The organism is Microcystis sp. M_QC_C_20170808_M3Col (genome assembly GCF_007095505.1).
Classification (GTDB): Bacteria; Cyanobacteriota; Cyanobacteriia; order Cyanobacteriales; family Microcystaceae; genus Microcystis.
In genome coordinates this window covers 1-18,310 of sequence record NZ_SFBY01000285.1, presented here as the reverse complement: position 1 = coordinate 18,310, position 18,310 = coordinate 1, and the positions used below count along the sequence as shown (strand labels likewise).

18 protein-coding genes, 3 tRNA genes and 2 pseudogenes are annotated in these 18,310 nt (G+C 43.5%); 13 read left to right on the top strand and 10 right to left on the bottom strand.

All coding sequences use genetic code 11. The features are described from left to right. Positions 1-92: 92 nt before the first annotated feature. The 5 genes and pseudogenes from EWV84_RS23120 to psbU form a co-directional block, all read right to left on the bottom strand. Positions 93-716: pseudogene (locus tag EWV84_RS23120) on the bottom strand (type II restriction-modification system restriction endonuclease). A gap of 129 nt (positions 717-845) precedes the next feature. Further along, a complete protein-coding gene (locus EWV84_RS12880; protein ID WP_287078296.1) occupies positions 846-1,919 on the bottom strand; it encodes a glycosyltransferase family 4 protein in 1,074 nt (357 codons plus the stop codon). Next, positions 1,916-3,010 carry a HEAT repeat domain-containing protein gene (locus EWV84_RS12875; RefSeq protein WP_287078295.1) on the bottom strand — a complete coding sequence of 365 codons (1,095 nt, stop codon included), beginning with the start codon at positions 3,008-3,010 and terminating at the stop codon, positions 1,916-1,918. Before EWV84_RS12875 ends, EWV84_RS12880 begins: the two co-directional genes overlap by 4 nt. Positions 3,011-3,218: 208 nt before the next feature. Next, on the bottom strand, positions 3,219-4,886 hold the full coding sequence (nadB, locus tag EWV84_RS12870) for an L-aspartate oxidase (protein ID WP_287078294.1): 1,668 nt from the start codon (positions 4,884-4,886) through the stop codon (positions 3,219-3,221). 205 nt (positions 4,887-5,091) lie between these two features. Then, entirely contained in the window at positions 5,092-5,499 is a 408-nt protein-coding gene (gene psbU, locus EWV84_RS12865; RefSeq protein ID WP_286824933.1) for a photosystem II complex extrinsic protein PsbU, read from the bottom strand. 758 nt (positions 5,500-6,257) lie between these two features. Here psbU and EWV84_RS12860 point away from each other — a divergent pair. From EWV84_RS12860 to EWV84_RS12840, 5 genes are all read left to right on the top strand, one after another. After that, positions 6,258-6,893, top strand: a complete 636-nt coding sequence (locus tag EWV84_RS12860) for a peroxiredoxin (RefSeq protein ID WP_002796875.1) — start codon at positions 6,258-6,260, stop codon at positions 6,891-6,893. Positions 6,894-7,536: 643 nt separating this feature from the next. Next, the gene (locus tag EWV84_RS12855) at positions 7,537-7,833 is read left to right on the top strand and encodes a ferredoxin (RefSeq protein ID WP_287078293.1); all 297 of its coding nucleotides are present in this window, start codon (positions 7,537-7,539) and stop codon (positions 7,831-7,833) included. 139 nt (positions 7,834-7,972) lie between these two features. Further along, positions 7,973-8,057, top strand: a tRNA-Tyr gene (locus EWV84_RS12850). An 8-nt stretch (positions 8,058-8,065) separates the two neighbouring features. Beyond that, positions 8,066-8,137, top strand: a tRNA-Thr gene (locus EWV84_RS12845). A gap of 193 nt (positions 8,138-8,330) precedes the next feature. Further along, positions 8,331-11,339 (top strand): alpha-mannosidase, encoded by a 3,009-nt coding sequence (locus EWV84_RS12840; RefSeq protein ID WP_287078292.1) that lies wholly within the window; start codon positions 8,331-8,333, stop codon positions 11,337-11,339. Here the strand turns inward: EWV84_RS12840 and psbN are convergent. Then, complete coding sequence (gene psbN, locus EWV84_RS12835) at positions 11,336-11,467, bottom strand: photosystem II reaction center protein PsbN (protein ID WP_012266479.1); 132 nt, start codon at positions 11,465-11,467, stop codon at positions 11,336-11,338. The two genes, EWV84_RS12840 and psbN, sit on opposite strands and share 4 nt — an antisense overlap. Before the next feature lie 168 nt (positions 11,468-11,635). On the opposite strand from psbN, the gene EWV84_RS12830 reads away from it, so the two are divergent. From EWV84_RS12830 to rplA, 7 genes are all read left to right on the top strand, one after another. Then, on the top strand, positions 11,636-12,484 hold the full coding sequence (locus EWV84_RS12830; RefSeq protein ID WP_287078290.1) for a carbonic anhydrase: 849 nt from the start codon (positions 11,636-11,638) through the stop codon (positions 12,482-12,484). A 228-nt stretch (positions 12,485-12,712) separates the two neighbouring features. Beyond that, complete coding sequence (rplS, locus tag EWV84_RS12825; protein ID WP_002738040.1) at positions 12,713-13,075, top strand: 50S ribosomal protein L19; 363 nt, start codon at positions 12,713-12,715, stop codon at positions 13,073-13,075. Between the two features lie 101 nt (positions 13,076-13,176). Then, positions 13,177-13,249 (top strand) — tRNA-Trp (locus tag EWV84_RS12820). Positions 13,250-13,373: 124 nt separating this feature from the next. After that, complete coding sequence (gene secE, locus EWV84_RS12815) at positions 13,374-13,610, top strand: preprotein translocase subunit SecE (RefSeq protein ID WP_002765998.1); 237 nt, start codon at positions 13,374-13,376, stop codon at positions 13,608-13,610. Beyond that, a complete protein-coding gene (gene nusG / locus EWV84_RS12810) occupies positions 13,607-14,224 on the top strand; it encodes a transcription termination/antitermination protein NusG (RefSeq protein WP_286824937.1) in 618 nt (205 codons plus the stop codon). The genes secE and nusG overlap by 4 nt, the downstream gene beginning before the upstream one ends. 3 nt (positions 14,225-14,227) lie before the next feature. Beyond that, complete coding sequence (gene rplK / locus EWV84_RS12805) at positions 14,228-14,653, top strand: 50S ribosomal protein L11 (RefSeq protein WP_079208987.1); 426 nt, start codon at positions 14,228-14,230, stop codon at positions 14,651-14,653. 55 nt (positions 14,654-14,708) lie between these two features. Beyond that, entirely contained in the window at positions 14,709-15,422 is a 714-nt protein-coding gene (gene rplA / locus EWV84_RS12800) for a 50S ribosomal protein L1 (RefSeq protein ID WP_193959935.1), read from the top strand. A gap of 72 nt (positions 15,423-15,494) precedes the next feature. On the opposite strand, the gene EWV84_RS12795 is transcribed toward rplA, so the two are convergent. Together EWV84_RS12795 and EWV84_RS12790 are read right to left on the bottom strand one after the other, a co-directional pair. Next, entirely contained in the window at positions 15,495-15,818 is a 324-nt protein-coding gene (locus tag EWV84_RS12795) for a hypothetical protein (RefSeq protein ID WP_287078289.1), read from the bottom strand. Continuing rightward, positions 15,784-16,071: a BrnT family toxin gene (locus EWV84_RS12790; RefSeq protein WP_287078288.1), complete on the bottom strand. Its 288-nt coding sequence runs from the start codon at positions 16,069-16,071 to the stop codon at positions 15,784-15,786. The genes EWV84_RS12795 and EWV84_RS12790 overlap by 35 nt, the downstream gene beginning before the upstream one ends. 557 nt (positions 16,072-16,628) lie before the next feature. Here EWV84_RS12790 and EWV84_RS12785 point away from each other — a divergent pair. After that, a complete protein-coding gene (locus tag EWV84_RS12785) occupies positions 16,629-17,552 on the top strand; it encodes a bifunctional riboflavin kinase/FAD synthetase (protein ID WP_287078299.1) in 924 nt (307 codons plus the stop codon). On the opposite strand, the gene EWV84_RS12780 is transcribed toward EWV84_RS12785, so the two are convergent. Both EWV84_RS12780 and EWV84_RS12775 read right to left on the bottom strand, forming a co-directional pair. After that, the gene (locus tag EWV84_RS12780) at positions 17,549-17,821 is read right to left on the bottom strand and encodes a hypothetical protein (RefSeq protein WP_287078287.1); all 273 of its coding nucleotides are present in this window, start codon (positions 17,819-17,821) and stop codon (positions 17,549-17,551) included. The two genes, EWV84_RS12785 and EWV84_RS12780, sit on opposite strands and share 4 nt — an antisense overlap. Positions 17,822-17,827: 6 nt before the next feature. Beyond that, positions 17,828-18,196 (bottom strand): annotated as a pseudogene (locus tag EWV84_RS12775) (hypothetical protein); the annotation flags it as partial. Between the last annotated feature and the right edge of the window lie 114 nt (positions 18,197-18,310).

Sequence of the window (18,310 nt, the reverse complement as noted above, 5' to 3'; positions counted from 1 at the left end):
TTCGAGGTTTTCTCTTTGTTCCCCTGTTAGATTGACTTTATCTCGCCGACCTCTTCCCATTAAAATGTCCTCTGCTTGTTCGAGCTATTGCCCTATTTTAGCTGAAACAGTCCACTAGTATATTGTAATCTCCATTGTAAGGCATTAGAAATAGTTAAAAAACCTTGCCCTGGGGAATGAACAAGAATTTCATCAGCTATATTGGCTGCTTCCATTTCATCAACAGGTAAGTTTTTATCTAATATAAAAGCGATTAAATCATCTTTGTTTCCCTGATTGTTTAAGATATTGCGGATACCACGAGTCATCGGTCAATCGGCTGTTCTTTCGGCACTGACAAAAATTGTCCTGATAATTTTTAAACTGGCAGTACGATTTAGGGTATCATCTAACTTTTGATAAACAAAAATAATTAAGGAATATCCCAAGCCAAAAATTTTTTGTCTTGCGGATTTAAAAGGACAAGATGATTGAGGTTGTTTGATGCTTGTTACTTTGATATCTACTAACAAATCAGGAAAATCAATCCCACTGGCTGAATTACCGTCAAGAAAATTATATTTTTCTTTGAGATATAGTTTAAACTTTTGTTCTAAGTAAGTTCCGATCGCTTTACCATCTGTAACACCGTAGAGTGAAGATTCTTGATGTTGAGATTCCAAAGCTGAGAAGACAGCTGCCTCCTCACATAACAATTCTTGGTTCAATCTTGCCATAGATAATGCAGGGTTTAAATCAACTCTAGCAGAAAAATTTCCGTAGTTGATCCCGAACCCTTTTGGGATAACCCGATAGAAAAGTTTATGCTAGGCTAGATTTAACCAGACTAAACCAAGAGAGCCTATTTATTTTTGACTGCAAGCAAAAATTTCTTCAAACCAATTAATAGCCCGATTTGCTAAAGCTTCCAGGGAATATTTTTGCTCGACTACTGCACGACAAAAAGATCGATCGATCCGGTCTAAATTTTTAATGCCTGTAACTAATCCCTCGATACTATCGGGTTCAACTAAAAAACCAGTTTTTCCATCTTCAATAATTTCTACTGGACCACCACGACGATAGGCAACTACGGGAACACCACAGGCTAAAGCTTCAATAGCCACGTTACCAAAAGCCTCAACCCAGCGCGGGGTCATCAACAGGCCAAAACAGTCGCCTAGCTCTTTTTGTAGGCTCTCGGTGGGCAAAAACCCGCGATAATCCACTAAATCGAAACTATAGGTATCCTGTAAATTTTGCCAGTAGAGAGGATCGGAAATATGACCGAAAACCCGTAAAGGTACACCTAACCGTTGACAAGCGGCGATCGCATCCTCTAAAGCTTTTTCCGGGGCAATCCGTCCCACCCAGGCTAGACAGGGGGAGGAATCGGTCCGAAACTGATACAAAGATACGTCTAAACCATTAGCCAAACAGCGATAGGGGGGAGAGAGGGAGAAAGTTTCTGCTTGGGCGAGGGTGTGAAAAGCGAGTAAATGGGGAAAATTGCTGTCGGTTTTTTGAATAATATGATCCATCGCCAAAGAAACGGAAGCCATGCTGACTAAATGGGCGACGGGAGTGGCAAAAAAAGGAGTGAGATAAAAAGGGAGCCAATCGTAGGCAAAATTAATAATTAAATCGTACTGATTTTGTACCTGTTGGGCGTAGTGCCACATATTGGCCAAAACGGCATTTTCGGGCATTAAAATCGGGGCTTGCCGGCCCTGACTTTGGGCGGAAATCTGGGCATTTCCTGCTATAGTGATTAAGGGAATATCCTGCAAATGCGAGGCTTCTGGAGCCACTACCCGCACCGGATAGCCTTGCTTAGTCAGAGTGCGAGCGAGATTATAAAGAGTTAATTCTACGCCACCGCCGCCCCCCGAACCCAAAAATCCCACGGGGGTGGAGATAAATAACAGTTTTCGACTCAATTTTGCACCTCTGTGGGTGTGGTTTCAGTGAAGGAAGTATCCTGTACGTCATCATCTTCCGGTTCACCAGTGGTTTCTAGGGGAGCAATATCTAAACGGGGCGGTAATTGCAGATTTAACTGTCTGATTGCCCAGCGTGCTGTTTCTTGCACTTCTTCATCGGAATCATCGAGGGCATGACAAATTAATTGACTGATCTGAGACATGATATCGTAGAGTCTGGTTAAATCCCGGATAGCATTTTTCCGCACTTGGGGATTTTTATCCTGGAGAGAGATAGCCAAAGCTTGGTTCATCGGTCGCAGGGAGCGGGTACAGATTTGAGCGAGGGCTTCTAGGGTTAAACTGCGTTCGTAGGAATCCCCATCCACCATACTATCGACTAAAGGCTGCATTGCCCTAGAATCGGACATTTGTGCCAGTTTCCAAACCGCCCGTCTCCGGGTGCGGGGATCGTCATCGCGAAGACTTTCAATTAAACGCAGGATTAAGTCTACGTTCGGGATACGGGAGGTAGCTTGTACGGGCAAAGAAGGCTCGAAATCCTCTTCACCACTGCCATTAATGTCACTGCCGGTGTTGCTGTCCGTATCGAAGGAATTGCCATTGCCCCTAGAAAAGTTGTCGAGTGGGTTTTTAGGAGTGACGTAAGTTGTCTTTTTGCGGCGTTTTGAGGCTTTGCCCTTGGGACGATATTGAAAGAAAAGCGATAGTAAAGCTGCCAATAAAGCGATCGATAACAGAGCCGAGCCAGCAATTAACGGTATTGGTGAAGTCTCATTTCCGGCGGCTGCGTTGGCGGCCGTGGCGTTTTGACCTAGATACTTCTGCATATTAGCGATCGCATTTTGAGCAGATGTATCGTTCGGACGTTGTGCCAGAGCTTGTTGAAATTTTTCCAGGGCGAGTTGGTAATTTTTTTGGGCTGTGGCTTCGTAACCAGCTTTCATCAACTGATCGTAAGTGGCCACAGTCTGGGGTTGCTCTAACCTAGGGGGAGTTTGAGCGTTAGCCGTGGGTAAAGTCTGGAAATTATGACCCCAACTGCTCACACCGATAGCTAACAAAAATAGGAAATTGGGTTTGATCATAGAATTAATGTAACTGTTTAGGGGGGGGGTAAAAGTTATAATAGCCTAAAAGCCATAAATGAAAAGCACTGAACTCCAGAGATGGGTCATAGACTGCGATGATTGGGAAAAGCCCTCGGTGAGCGTGGGGCGAATAGTACGGCTCCTAGGAGCGAGGATAGAGTCCACTGTTTAGAGCTTAGGGATTATCTGTGAAAAACTGGCTTAATTAAGCTTGCACAGGCGTTTTGCGCCATGTTCGACCTTGAATAGTCGTGTGGAATTGCCAATTAGCTACGGTTTCTGGATAATCGCCCCGATAGTGACCGCCTCGGCTTTCTGCTCGTAATAAGGCACTTTCCAGAATTAAGTAGGCGATGTCTAGAAGATTTAACGTCTCGATCGCTATTCTTATTTCTAACTGCACCGAGGGACACAAAAATAATTGTTCTTTGTCGGGGAGAAGATTCTGGAGAAATTGGCCCATCTTTAAGGATTCTAACTGTTGTTTCCACTGCTGCACCCGTAGGATAGCAATTTCTAACTCATTTTGAAATCGGCAAATTCCCGCATTTTCCCACATTAAAATCGGTAATTCTCTCCGTACTTTTTGCCAGTCTTCCTGTTCTTGCTGCCAGTTTTCCGCAATTTCTAAGGGTTTTTCTGGTCTTTCCCCAGGAAAGTTTTCTGGCTCTAGACCTATTGCAACTAAATTTGCCGCAAAGACAATACATTCCAAGAGAGAATTACTGGCTAAACGATTGGCTCCATGAACACCTGTACTAGCCGCTTCGCCGATCGCATACAAACCGGATAGAGAAGTGCGGGCGTTTAAATCTGTGGCCACTCCTCCCATCCAATAGTGAGCGGCGGGGGCGACCGGAATCACATCCTCAAGCACATTAATGCCCCATTTTTGACAGATGCGGATAATATTGGGGAAACGATAACGCAGACGCTCCGGTTCGATTGGTCTTAAATCTAGATATACTTTGGCATGGGCGGGATCGTCGGAGGTTTTCTGCAAATGGCTAAAAATCGCCCGACTCACCACATCCCGGGGGGCCAATTCTCCGGCCGGATGGTAATCGAAGGCAAAACGCCGCCCCCGGGCATCAATTAAATGCGCTCCTTCCCCGCGCACCGCTTCACTAATTAAAAACCGCGGTGCCCCCGGCACAGTCAAAGCGGTGGGGTGAAACTGAAAAAATTCCGGGTCGCGAATCACTGCCCCCGCACGCCAAGCCAGGGCGACTCCATCCCCCGTGCTAACGGCGGGATTAGTGGTTTGGGCATAGACTTGACCGCCGCCTCCCGTAGCCAGAATGACTGCTTGCGCTCGCAGCCAACAGAGATGATCTTGATGGAGTAAACAAATACCTTGACAGCGTTGCCCTTCCGGGTCAAGCCAGAGTTTCAGCGCGATCGCTTGGGGAATAATGGTAATATTGGGGCGCTCGGTCACTTTTTCCATCAGGGTACTGACGATCGCTCTCCCCGTGCGATCGGCTGCGTGCAGCACCCTGGCCTGGGAGTGGGCAGCCTCAAGAGTGCGGGCTAAGTCGTCTCCAGAGCGATCAAAACTAACCCCCAACCGCAGCAAATCAGCGATCGCTTGGGGGGCTTTCTCGACTAAAAACTGCACGGCATTGCGATCGCATAAGCCCGCTCCAGCTTTCAGGGTATCTTCTAAATGGAAAACGGGGGAATCCTGCGGGGACGTGGCCGCCGCAATTCCTCCCTGCGCCCAATCACTAGCCCCAGTTTTTAAATCTTCTTTGGTAATTAAACCCACCTTTAAGTTAGGGGGTAAACACAGCGCGGCATACAATCCCGCCGCTCCCGATCCCACCACTAAAACATCTTGATAACTCGGCAGTTGCGAGGAAACGACCATTGAGGGGTTAATTGATAAATTCTATTTATTCTAGCATTTCATTTCTCTATAGCTCTGGCAAAAATCGCTAGTCTTTCCTTAGATCAGCATGGCAGATTCTTTCTTTTGCCTCTTGCCTGTTGCCCCTTGCCTTCAGAAACTGACCACTGAAAAAGGTGAGCGATCGCTCACCTTGTAATTTTTTTAAAACCGTAATTAACTGGATTTAGTAAACTCCGGGGTTAAAACGGTCATCACCCTCGATAAATTCTTTAGAAGGCTCAGTAACAGTAAATTTCTCCAGATTAGCCTGTAAACGCTCTTTTTGAGTGGCCGAGAGTCCGGGGATATTGAGGACATCTTCCACTTCTTGGTAGGGGGCGTTTTTGATGATTTTACCAGCTAAATTGGGATAGAACCCTCTCAAGTCCCGGAAATCGCGAATATCACTGTTATTGAGGTCGATTTTCGCCCCAAATTCTGTAGTTAGTTTGGCATCAGCCGCATTTAAGACCGCCACAGGAAGAGAGGGAAAGGCGATCGAGGTGAGATTGAGAGCTTGAGCGGGAACTTTGCCCCAAAAACTCCCGATAATCAAGGCAATTACCGCCAGCAGACGAACAAGATTCTTCATTGCAGTTGTGGTCTCCTAAAACCAAGGCAAATTAACACTCAGGACAAGAAGTTAAGCCGTCAGCTTTCCGACTAGGCATAGGGTGGGGAATTGGGATTTGCCACCGCAGCCTAGCTATTAGCTGAACGCTGATAGCTAGTTAAAAAAGTTATATCATGCCATTAGACCAGATCTTGACACTCTCCGCACTTTTAGGGCGGAGATTCTTGGGCTGAATCTTGCCTCTACTAGCAAAGCTAATTTTGGTCTTACAGTTTCATGTCTAGTCCGACTACACCTATAAGGCAAGCACTCTCAAAGACTACTCCCCAAGCGTAAATTTCTGTGTGTCCCACAGTATTTAATTGTTTTGCGTTCTGACAGTTTGGACTTAATTAAACACCATTGACTGTTAGAAATTTTGAGATGACGGAGTAGGACGTTTAACCTGTTTCCTCACGTTCTCACGGTCAGCAACCTGGGAACATTCTAGCACAAAGTCGCCCTAAAAGGACGGGGTTTTCAACCCAAATTTCCGATAACCCAGTTTGCCGTACTAGGGGAAGGGTTTTGGGGGTTGGGTGATGGGGAAGTGGGATAGGGGAAGTGGGGAGATCAGTGAACTGATAACTCAAATCTGATCACTGATCACTGATCACTGAAAAGGCTGATGGCTAATGGAATTATTACAAATCTCTAAAATTATCAATGAAGAACAGCACTCCTATGGCATCATAAACTGTTGCTTGTCTTGAAATATCTATAAGGAAGACACAATTATGGCTCTCCAATTGGGTGATATCGTTCCAGATTTTACACAAGATTCTAGTGAAGGTCTGATTTCTTTTCATCAGTGGGTAGGAGATAGCTGGGTAGTGCTGTTCTCGCACCCGGCTGATTACACCCCCGTTTGTACCACGGAATTAGGTACGGTGGCTAGTCTTAAGTCAGAATTTGAGCGACGTAATGTTAAAGTGATCGCTTTGAGTGTGGATAGTGCCGAATCCCATCGGGGTTGGATTAATGACATCAACGAAACTCAAAACACTACCGTTAACTATCCGATTATCGCCGATGGCGATCGCAAAGTGTCCGATCTCTACGGCATGATTCACCCCAATTCCCTCAATAATCTGACGGTACGTTCGGTGTTTATCATCGATCCCAACAAAAAATTACGTTTAACCATTACCTATCCTGCCAGCACGGGACGCAATTTTAACGAGATCCTGCGGGTGATTGACTCCCTGCAGCTCACCGATAACTATCAAGTGGCTACCCCCGCTAACTGGACCGACGGCGGCGATTGTGTGGTGGTTCCCTCTATTCCCACTGAAGAAGCTCGTAGCAAATTCCCCAAAGGAGTTGAAGAAATTAAACCCTATCTACGCATGACTCCCCAACCTAATAAGTAATTACTGATTCCTAATCAGTGAACCATATCCTTGAAAACTGACAATCCAAAAACCATAAAATCTTGAGCGAGGGTTAGCCATCCGTTACAACGGGTGGTAGGCCTGGCAACAGGGGATTTATCTCCCTCTATCATTTATCAGTTTAATTGTCAATATATTTTTTCATAGTTTCCCTAGATGTGTTAGCGGCAGCGCAGAAATAACTGGGAGTCCAGAACGCGCCACTTTCACAACTCAGGGGATTTTTTTCTTAAAAGCAATTTCTTGGCTGGGTTAAAGACAATTCATCGACATCTATCTTAACTATAAGTTAAATTAATATTTAACAAAAATCGGCTTAAGACTAAAAGAACAATGAACATTATGGCTCCAAATGCTTAGTAGTGGTTAGTTTAGCTAGATTGTAGATCGATGAAATTATCTAGAGATCGAGCAAGGATCGTCAAGAATTCTGGGTTATATCTATAAGTAAATTTTATTTTAAGTTTATTTAAGACTGTCATTACTAATGCAAGGCTGAGTCAGGGAGATTTTCCCGTAGTATCAAAAATGAAACTCGCTCGCATCGTTCAATCTGACGACAAGCGAGAGGCAATTGTAGAAACTGCCGCTTTCACTAGCATTTAACTAAGAGGAACAACCGATGGCAACTTATAAAGTCACCCTGAAAACACCCAAAGACCAGCATACAATTGATGTTCCCGATGATGAGTACATTCTCGATATAGCTGAAGAAGAAGGACTGGACTTACCTTATTCCTGCCGTGCGGGAGCTTGCTCCACCTGTGCAGGTAAACTTGAATCTGGTAGTGTCGATCAATCCGATCAATCCTTCTTAGATGACGATCAAATTGAAGCGGGTTATGTCCTCACCTGCGTCGCCTATCCTACCTCTGACTGTGTGATCATCACCCACCAAGAAGAAGAAGCTTTGCAGTAATCTTCAAGATTGTCAGAAAACCCCCGTTAAGTGCTATCTATGGTGCTTAACGGGAGTTATTTTATGGCTCAAAAATTTTTTCCCTAAACACTTGTGTGTTTTAGCTAAGGGTGCTATGATTGTTAATCGTGGAATTAATGGGTCGGTGCCCGAGTGGTTAATGGGGGCGGACTGTAAATCCGTTGGCTACGCCTACGCTGGTTCAAATCCGGCCCGGCCCACCACGATCAATGCCCGTGTAGCTCAGTGGTAGAGCACACCCTTGGTAAGGGTGAGGTCATGAGTTCAATCCTCATCACGGGCTTTCTCTAAAACCCTGTCCCCAAACCGGTTTTCTGCCTAATACTAGGCTTTTATTTTCCCTGCTCATTCTCAATAAACCTTTGAAGGATGAGATTGAGTAAGTCTTGAGCAGTATTGCGTTAACAAAAGTTCTCCCCTAGCCCAATTAGACATCGATCGCCTAAAATGGTCAAAATTAACTTATTTGTTGGCTCATGTCTCCCCTCGACAACATCGCTAAACTATCTCACCTCACCCGCAAAGATGTTCAGAAAAATTGGTTGATCGCTACAGCAGCGGGAAAACCAATTCAACCCGTCACCCTCAATGAAAAACAATACATTATTTGGCCGGCCGGCAGACAAATCCAATATCTAACTCAAAAAATTATTGTCCCCGAACATTTAGCCGGTTATCCTTTAGAGGGAATGGAACTGAGATTAATCTTAACTTGGTGGGCGGAAGATGTCAAAATTTATGTTAATAATCAATTTATCCAAGCAGGAGACCTCTTTGATTCTTCCACGCGCATTTTACTTTCTAACTCTGTCTCTACTGGTCAAGAAATTCTTGTTACTCTCCGTTTAGTCAGTCCCAATCATGATATTGGTGGTTTGATGAAATCGCAGTTAATCTATGAATATAGCCAAGCTATCGATCCTAGTTTTGTTGCTGATGAATTAACCATTCTCCATAATTATCTACAAACTTTTTATCCTGAAAACTTAGCGGCTTTTACCGCTACTCTCGATAATATTGACTGGGATAATGTCACCAACAAAGATAAATTTAATCAATCCCTAGAATCAATTCGTCAATCCCTGCAAACCCTGGCTCAACCACTCAAAGAACGCAGTTTTCATCTTCTCGGCCACGCACATTTGGATCTGGCTTGGTTGTGGCCGTTGGCAGAAACTTGGCAAGTGGCAAAAAACACTTTTATCTCGGTTTTAAACCTCCAAAAAGATTTTCCTGCCCTCATATTTGGTCATTCTAGCCCCCTAATTTACGAATGGATAGAAAAACATCATCCTGACCTGTTTCAAGCAATTCTAGAGGCATATAAAGGGCAATCTTGGGAACTTTTGGGCGGGATGTGGGTAGAACCAGAAGTCAATTTGATCTCCGGGGAATCCCTATTTCGACAACTACTTTATGGACAACAATATTTTCAAGAAAAATTTGGACAAATCACTGAAACTGCTTGGCTGCCGGATACCTTTGGGTTTCCCTACCAATTGCCACAAATTCTTAAATCCTTTGGCATAAAATATTTTGTAACCGGGAAACTACATTGGAATGATACGACTAAATTTCCCCACGGTTTTTTCTGGTGGCAATCTCCCGATGGCAGTAAAATTCTTTCCCTAATGTCTCCTCCCAATGTTGCTGGAGTTATGGATACTAATCCAATTATTATGACCGATCATGCTCTCAATTGGGAAGGGCAAACCGGATTAAAAGATATTTTTTGGCTGCCCGGAGTTGGTGACCATGGCGGCGGACCGACTCGTGATATGTTAGCAGTGGCCCAACGTTGGCAAAAATCTCCTTTTTTCCCCCAGCTAAAATTTAGCCAAGCAACAACTTATCTGGACAGTCTGGAGACAAATAATCTTCCTATCTGGGATGATGAATTATATCTAGAATTCCATCGCGGTTGTTATACTACCCACGCTGACCAAAAAGCCTATAATCGTTACTGTGAAATCCTCTTGTATCAAGGGGAATTATGGTCTTCTTTGGCTAATATTTTACTAGATATTCCCTATCCGAAAGTCGAGATAGAATCCGCATGGAAAAAGGTTTTATTAAATCAGTTTCATGATATACTTCCTGGTACTTCTATACCCGAAGTGTTTAGGGATGCTAATCAGTTATGGCAGCAAGTTATCAGCACAGGTGAAGCAATTTTAGAGCAAGCTTTACAGGCAATTGCCACTCAAATTAATTTACCTAATCCCCCCCATCCTCAAGCAAAACCTTTTCTAATTTTTAATTCTCTTAACTGGGAAAGAACCGAGGTTATCTCTTTAGCGATAGAATCTGTCAATTGCTCGGTTTATGACTTAAATAATTGTCTCTGTCCCTCGCAATTATCCCACGACAATCAGCTATTATTTCTCGCTGAAAATATTCCTTCTGTGGGTTATAAGTTATTTTGGTTAGTTCCCAATCAGCAAGCAACGGAGAAAAATTTAACTAACTGCCAATTTATTTTAGATAATGGCTTACTTAAAGTTACTATTAACTCGGAAACGGGGGATATAGATAGTATATTTGATATAATTAATCAAAGAGAAATCCTGCAAGCTGCTGGTAATCAATTACAGGCATTTAAAGATCAAGGACAATATTGGGACGCTTGGAATATCGATCCGAATTATCAACAATATCCCTTACCAAAAACAGTATTAAAATCGATCGAATGCTTAGAATGTGGTCCCTTGCGCTGGCAGATTCGCATCATCAGAAGTTTAGCTGATTCGGAATTTTGTCAAGATTATATCTTAGAAAAAGATTCTCCTATTCTCCAGATTAAAACTATTGTTAATTGGCAGCAGGAACATACTTTAGTAAAAACCGCTTTTCCTCTCACCCTAAACAGCAATTTTACCACCTATGAAATTGCCTGTGGTGCGATCGAGCGTGACCACCCAACAGAATCACCAAAATGGGAAGTTTACGGTCATAAATGGGCGGATTTAACCGATAAAGAGGCACAATACGGGGTGAGTCTTTTAAATAATAATAAATATGGCTATGATGCTACTAACCAGCAACTGCGATTAACTCTGTTGAGAAGTCCCCGATGGCCCGATCCCGAGGCGGATCTGGAGAAACAAGAATTTACCTATGCAATATATCCCCATCAAGGTAACTGGAAAACGGCGAAAACTGTCCATTATGCTTGGCAGTTAAACTCACCTGTCAACATTATTTTTATTACTAATTCTTATCGATCAACCCAGTTGCCACCCGTGGCACAATGGTTAAAATTCTCGGTTGATAACTTAATTTTAATGAGTTTCAAACAAAGTGAAACATCCGCTCAGAGTTGGGTAATGCGCGTTTATGAATGTCAGGGAGAAAACGCTGTTATTGATTGGCAAAATCAATTACAATTAACAATAAAAGAATCGATCGACGGTTTAGAAAGAGCGATCGATCCTATTGAGCAAATTTCTCCTTGGCAGATAGCCACATGGTTATTAAAGAATTAATCTTCGTGATCTTCAAAAGGATCGCTTAATTCTGCTGCTGGCGGTCCAAAAGCGGTATAAAGAGCTAAAACGGTAATCCCCACCAAAGCGGCAGCGATCGAAATACCCAAAATTGTTGCAGTTTCCATAAAATAAAATTTGCTTAGATACAGTCCGTATCCTATCTTAACAAGATATAACCGATCTCGCAGCCGACAGCGATCGCTAATCTGGCCGGTTGCATTGCTGTTATCTCATGCCCGATAATGGTGAAAGGATCGACTAAATAGCGATCAAACTAAACTAGAAGAATTATTATGAAGAAACTCCTACAGGGACTAGAAAAGTTCCAGAGTGGTTATTTTGATGAACATCGGCAATTATTTGAGCAACTCTCCCACGGACAAAAACCGAGAATCCTGTTTATCACCTGTTCCGATTCCCGTATCGATCCTAACCTAATTACCCAAGCGGAGGTGGGGGAATTATTCGTAATTCGTAATGCGGGAAATATAATTCCTCCCTACGGAGCAACCAATGGTGGTGAGGGTGCATCTATAGAATATGCTATCAACGCTCTCAGCATCGAGCAAGTGATTATCTGCGGTCACTCCCATTGTGGAGCGATGAAAGGTTTGTTAAAATTGCAAAGTCTGGCCGATGAAATGCCTTTAGTTTACAATTGGTTAAAGCAAGCAGAAGCTACTCGACGTTTAGTTAAGGATAATTACAAAGAACTAGAAGGAGAAGAACTGATCGAGGTGACAGTAGCAGAAAATGTTCTCAATCAGTTAAGTAATTTGCAAAGCTATCCAATTATTCGTTCCCGATTACATCAGGGTAAATTATCCCTACACGGTTGGATTTTTCGGATTGAAACCGGCGAAATTCTAGCCTACGATCCCATCCTACACGATTTTGTCGCTCCCCATAGTAAAATTACCCATCCCGAACCAGAAGACAATTTACCCCCTAGTCGTCACCTTCCCAATAGTCATCCCTTCAAGATTTCTGAGGATTATATCAGGACTAATGCGGAGGTAAAAAAAGCGACTCCTGCGGTTAATACTGTGGCGAAAAAGAATGGCTCCTCAACCCAAAAACCGGGCTATAATTATTTAGAACCCTCCCAAGCTGATCGCATTTATCGCGGTTCGAGAAGTTAATTAGGGATTAGAGAAATTCTCTAGAGATGTGCTTATTACCGTCTCTAGAGTGGCAGTTAATGGCAAGAGCCTTCCCAGTTGATAATGACCGTAATCCGGGACAATCAGCCTAACATCTGGTGACAGCATCGGCAAGTCAGCAACGCTCAGTGTTAGGAAAGCTGATAGCTATTGCTTTTTACTCAAAAAATATGGTATGATAGAAAACTGTCAGTTTTACGAAAGCCGATGAAAACGGAAGAGATTATCAAATCAATCGAAGCCGAGTATCTCAAGAGCGATCTGCCCATTATCCATGTCGGTGACACGATCCGGGTAGGGGTGCGAATCGTGGAAGGAGATAAAGAGCGGATTCAGCCCTACGAGGGCATTGTCATCGCCAAACGCCATGGCGGTATCAACGAAACGATTACAGTACGCAAAGTCTTCCAGGGTGTGGGAGTAGAAAGAGTCTTCCTGCTCCACTCGCCGCGGGTTGCCAGTATCAAGATCATCCGTCGTGGTAAAGTACGTCGGGCGAAACTTTACTATCTGCGCGATCGGGTTGGCAAAGCCACCAGGGTACAAGAACGTTTCGATCGCCCTCTCTAAAAATTTTCCGGCGACAGCCTAACCAAGAAAGTTGCTTAATCGCCAACAACTACGCTATAATAAATAAAGGCCTTAAAAAAGCCAAATAGTTTAGCGAATGGGCGCTCTTAGTTCAGTTGGTAGAACGCAGGTCTCCAAAACCTGATGTCGGGGGTTCAAGTCCTCCAGGGCGCGTTTGGTAATCACCAAGCCGATAACTGCAAAGGACATGATCTAAATGTCTGGGGGTTAGTGTGGGTTGTCCGGTGAAAATGATAAGTTAAGGATAGCTTGAGTATCATTTTAAGGAGTAGCGATCGTGGCCAAAAAAGAAACCCTAGAAAAAGACACGAGCGACAAGAAAGAGGGAAGCTCCTTTCAGGTCAAGGAATTCGTCAATGAAACCAAAGAAGAACTCGCCAAAGTCGTCTGGCCTTCCCGTCAGCAACTTTTGAGTGAATCAGCGGCCGTGATGTTAATGGTGACTTTGGTAGCCACTCTCATCTATCTGATTGATAAATTCTTTGCCTGGGGTGCGGGGAAGGTGTTCCCATGAGTCTAGAAGAAGAACAGTTTCCCGAAGAAGTCAATCTTAGCGGCCTACCGAAAAAACCCCGTTGGTATGCCGTGCAGGTGGCTTCTGGTTGTGAGAAACGCGTCAAAGCTAATTTGGAACAGCGCATCCACACCCTCGATGTGGCCGATCGCATTCTACAAGTCCAGATTCCCCAAGCGGCCACCGTCAAAGTCCGCAAGGATGGTTCACGGCAACACGGTGAGGAAAAAGTCTTCCCCGGTTATGTCCTGATCAAAATGATCATGGATGATGACGCTTGGCAGGTGGTAAAAAACACCCCCCACGTGATCAACTTTGTCGGGGCCGAACAAAAGCGCCACTACGGACGCGGCCGCGGTCACGTCACCCCGCTACCCTTGAGCCTGTCAGAAGTCGATCGCATCTTCAAACAAGCTCAGATTCAAGAACCCGTCGTCAAAATCAATATGGAAGTTGGCGATCAAATCTTGGTTCTATCCGGTCCATTTAAGGACTTTGAAGGGGAAGTGATCGAAGTTAGTCCCGAGCGCGGCAAACTCAAGGCCTTGCTCTCCATTTTTGGTCGGGATACCCCGGTCGAATTGGAATTTAATCAAGTCGAAAAACAAAACTAAATCATGGCTAAAAAAGTCGTCGCAATTATTAAACTAGCTTTACCTGCTGGTAAGGCTAACCCTGCTCCTCCCGTGGGTCCTGCTTTAGGTCAACACGGGGTGAATATTATGGCGTTTTGTAAAGATTACAACGCTAAAACCGCCGATCAGGCTGGGATGATCATCCCTGTGGAAATCTCCGTTTTTGAGGATCGTAGTTTTACCTTTGTCCTCAAAACTCCCCCCGCTTCCGTTCTCATCCGCAAAGCGGCCGGTGTGGAAAGAGGTTCCAACGAACCCAACAAGAAATTTGTCGCCACCATTACCCGCGACCAATTACGGGAAATCGCCCGGACTAAAATGCCCGATCTTAACGCTAACGACATCGAAGCGGCCATGAATATTGTGGCGGGAACGGCCAGAAATATGGGTGTCAAGATCTCAGACTAAATCTTATTTCGGGGAGAAGTTAAGCTTCGTTATTACCCAAGGAGCAACAAATCAGATGGTAAGAAAAGTTTCACGACGTTTGCGAGATGCCCAGGCTAAGGTAGAAAATAAAGCCTACGAGCCATTAGAGGCACTGACATTATTAAAGGAATTAGCGACGGCGAAATTCGACGAAACCGCCGAAGCTCATATTCGTTTAGGTATCGATCCTAAATATACCGACCAACAACTGCGGACAACGGTAAGTTTACCCAAAGGAACCGGACGCACGGTGCGAGTAGCGGTCATTACTCGCGGGGAAAAGGTACAGGAAGCGAACAACGCCGGGGCCGATATCGTTGGTTCGGAAGAATTAATCGAAGAAATCGCCAAGGGGATGATGGATTTCGAGGTTTTGATCGCCACCCCCGATATGATGCCGAAAGTGGCTAAATTAGGTCGTCAACTCGGTCCGCGGGGTTTAATGCCTTCACCGAAAGGGGGAACCGTAACCACGGATTTAACCGGGGCAATCTCTGAGTTTAAAGCGGGTAAATTGGAATTCCGGGCTGATCGCACCGGTATCGTTCACGTTCAATTTGGTAAAGCTTCTTTTAGTGCCGAGGATCTGTTAGTCAATTTGAAAGCTTTACAGGAAACGGTGGACAGAAACCGGCCTTCCGGGGCCAAGGGGCGTTACTGGCGCACGGTTTACGTTTCTTCCTCCATGGGGCCATCGATTCAAGTGGATATTAGCACCCTGCGGGATCTGAAATTAGCAGAAGGTTAATGACAGTTATTTTTTCTGAAAAAGCCTCCAAGTAATTGGGGGTGTTTTTTGGGGATTTTATCTATTCTAAGATCATTGATTTTCATTTTTGGGTTCTTCTATAATCAATACAGCATGATATTGTCCTTCTTTTAAATTTGAGGGAACTTGTACGGTTAATTGACCTTCGTTGTTAACGAATGCTTCAACCTCAATGGTTTTCATGTTAACATATCTCTCTTCATTTTCTGCTATAATCTTAACGGTATAAGCATCTTTATCTGCTAAAGATCGAGCATACTTTCCTCTGACTGCACTTTTTAAATGAGACTCCGTTAAAACCTCAGAATAATCATCTAACATTTCATCATCATTGATGGGATCATTCATTACTTTGTTCATAGATTTTTCTTTCATGTTTAGTTACTCTCCTAGCACTAATGATTCTGATGTTTTCTTGTCTTTCAGCATGAACAACTAAAAGCAAGCGGTTTTGACTAGAATAACCAATTGTCAAAAAACGATCTTCTAAGATTGAATGAGTAGGATCATCTAAAGTCAAAGAATAGGTATCTTCAAAGACAGTTTTAGCCTCATTAAAAGAAATATCGTGTTTTCTCAGATTTATCTTAGCTTTGTCTTTATCCCATTCAAAATTAGTCGTCATCATCTTAATTATACACAATAAATAAAATAAGTGGTATAAAAATCGCCCACCCTACTATGGTAAACCGTTAGTTAACTAAAGTGCGCTCGCCTTTGGCTAGATACTTTCGGGATCGCTCTATCTTGATGTTTATAGATGTTGGAAAAAAAACAATAAATTTGTGATACTGTTATCATTTTGACAAGTTATTGATGCTCTTTCTCAAGAAGATCGTCTATGATTAGGAACAAGATTAGAACAAAAGAAACAAAAACAAGAACCTTATGCTTGATCAGATTGGGAAACCACAAAAGCACGAAGAACAACCACAGACAGCCAAGAGAAGAACGAACTGAACAATTAATGAATGCTTGTTTCCCTCATCTTTCTGGTGCAATTAATTGGGAATTTCTGACCGATCGCACCTGGATCGTTCACGTTCAATTTGCTAAAGCTTCCAAAGGCCTCCAAGTAATTGGGGGCGTTTTTTTGGCTTGATCGCCCGATTGATATAGAATCAAAAGGCTACACTCAAGATTAATCGCTTGAATTATTCTCTTGTATCTGTTCTTAAAGCCAGCGTGTGGATTGTAGATTCCCCTAATACCCGTATTTTAGCCCCTAGTGCGATCGCTCTTGGTAACTTTGATGGTTTGCACCTAGGTCATCAAACCGTCCTACAGCCAATTTTTCAGGATGACCCCGCTTATCCCACCGTTGTTAGTTTTACTCCCCACCCGCGTGAATTTTTTACGGGAGAAAAATGGCAATTATTAACTCCTCTAGGGGAAAAGGTGGAGGTTTTAGAGAATTTAGGCGTTAAACAATTAGTTTTACTGCCTTTTTCGGCTGAATTAGCTTCCCTGACTCCCTTGGCTTTTGTCGAACAGATTTTAGTAGAAAAATTACAGGCTAAATCGATCAGTGTTGGTCAAGATTTTCACTTCGGTTATCGTCGTCAAGGTACAGCCGAAGATTTATTACAGATCGCCTCTCAATTTAATATTAAAGTCGAGATTGTTGGTTTAAAAAACTGTCAGTCGGGTCGGATTAGTAGTTCCCTAATTCGTCAAGCTTTGGCAGCAGGAAACGTTGAGCAAGCTGGGCAAATGTTAGGTCGTCCCTACAGTTTAACTGGTCGTGTCGTCGTCGGGAAACAGCTGGGCAGACAATTAGGTTTTCATACCGCTAATCTACAGGTTCCCCCCGATAAATTATTGCCGCGATTCGGGGTTTATTGCGGTTGGGTGCATCTTGATGGTTCTCGCTTACCGGCAGTTATGAATATCGGTTATCGTCCCACGATCGAGGGAAAAACTATCAGTGTGGAAATCCATTTATTGGATTGGTCGGGCTATGTATATGATCGCATTTTAACGATGGATTTAGTGCAATTCCTGCGACCAGAACAGAAATTTAATTCTCTCGATCGATTAAAAAATCAGATCGAGATAGACTGCGATCGCTCTCGGTTAATTCTAACTTCTGTAACTGAGAACTCCTAATATTTTTGGTATTCTCTTTCCACTTTACCCACCGCTTTCAATAAAGGAGAATCGAGGGAATCGATCCAATCAGCTACTTCTCGCGCTAATCCTAGAGTAACAATACCTTGAGACGGTGGTAATTGACCAGCTAAAGCCTGATTTTTGATGCTTTTCAGCACAGAAATTAAACCCTCAATCCGAGTCGATATTTCTGTTTCCCGCATCTGTTCGGCCACGGTAATAGCTTGGTCAATTGATTGAACTAATTCCCTCATGTTCGTTTCCATAATATTCTAGCGACACCAAAGAGATGTAACCGTTATTGCTCGCCCCTCTCCCCATTGTATATTGGCATCTCGCGAGTCTTTAATAAAAGTTTGCTGACCACCACCGTGATAACAATAAGGTGGATTCTGGGGGGCGACAATTCCTTGATAAACCGTTGTTCCCGCAGGCAAAGTCACTGATACCACTTTGGTCGCTTGGTTGGGAGGAATCCACTTTTGATCGAGGGCTAAATTTCTGATCGCCTCCACATTGGTTGCATATTGATCCGTGGTCAGAAAACGACCTTTTTTGTAATTTTCGTCACTATAATAACGGAAAAAAGTCTGGGGTTTTTCTAGGGTAATTGCCTGACATTGACTATTGCGAAAAGTCAGTAGATGGAAAAGTTTTTATTCAATAGCGATCGCTAAATGACAAAAGGTCAAAAATCCTTGAACTATTTAATACAGATATACTTAATAAGGGGAAATAATAATAAAAACTTATCA

What these genes read in the sequence shown, in the direction of transcription:
- psbN (WP_012266479.1), bottom strand. Translation starts at nt 11,467, where the DNA reads ATGGAAACTGCAACAATTTTGGGTATTTCGATCGCTGCCGCTTTGGTG.
- rplA (WP_193959935.1), top strand. Translation starts at nt 14,709, where the DNA reads ATGGTAAGAAAAGTTTCACGACGTTTGCGAGATGCCCAGGCTAAGGTA.
- EWV84_RS12875 (WP_287078295.1), bottom strand. Translation starts at nt 3,010, where the DNA reads ATGATCAAACCCAATTTCCTATTTTTGTTAGCTATCGGTGTGAGCAGT.
- rplK (WP_079208987.1), top strand. Translation starts at nt 14,228, where the DNA reads ATGGCTAAAAAAGTCGTCGCAATTATTAAACTAGCTTTACCTGCTGGT.
- EWV84_RS12780 (WP_287078287.1), bottom strand. Translation starts at nt 17,821, where the DNA reads ATGGAAACGAACATGAGGGAATTAGTTCAATCAATTGACCAAGCTATT.
- EWV84_RS12790 (WP_287078288.1), bottom strand. Translation starts at nt 16,071, where the DNA reads ATGATGACGACTAATTTTGAATGGGATAAAGACAAAGCTAAGATAAAT.
- psbU (WP_286824933.1), bottom strand. Translation starts at nt 5,499, where the DNA reads ATGAAGAATCTTGTTCGTCTGCTGGCGGTAATTGCCTTGATTATCGGG.
- EWV84_RS12855 (WP_287078293.1), top strand. Translation starts at nt 7,537, where the DNA reads ATGGCAACTTATAAAGTCACCCTGAAAACACCCAAAGACCAGCATACA.
- EWV84_RS12860 (WP_002796875.1), top strand. Translation starts at nt 6,258, where the DNA reads ATGGCTCTCCAATTGGGTGATATCGTTCCAGATTTTACACAAGATTCT.
- nusG (WP_286824937.1), top strand. Translation starts at nt 13,607, where the DNA reads ATGAGTCTAGAAGAAGAACAGTTTCCCGAAGAAGTCAATCTTAGCGGC.
- rplS (WP_002738040.1), top strand. Translation starts at nt 12,713, where the DNA reads ATGAAAACGGAAGAGATTATCAAATCAATCGAAGCCGAGTATCTCAAG.
- nadB (WP_287078294.1), bottom strand. Translation starts at nt 4,886, where the DNA reads ATGGTCGTTTCCTCGCAACTGCCGAGTTATCAAGATGTTTTAGTGGTG.
- EWV84_RS12840 (WP_287078292.1), top strand. Translation starts at nt 8,331, where the DNA reads ATGTCTCCCCTCGACAACATCGCTAAACTATCTCACCTCACCCGCAAA.
- EWV84_RS12795 (WP_287078289.1), bottom strand. Translation starts at nt 15,818, where the DNA reads ATGAAAGAAAAATCTATGAACAAAGTAATGAATGATCCCATCAATGAT.
- EWV84_RS12830 (WP_287078290.1), top strand. Translation starts at nt 11,636, where the DNA reads ATGAAGAAACTCCTACAGGGACTAGAAAAGTTCCAGAGTGGTTATTTT.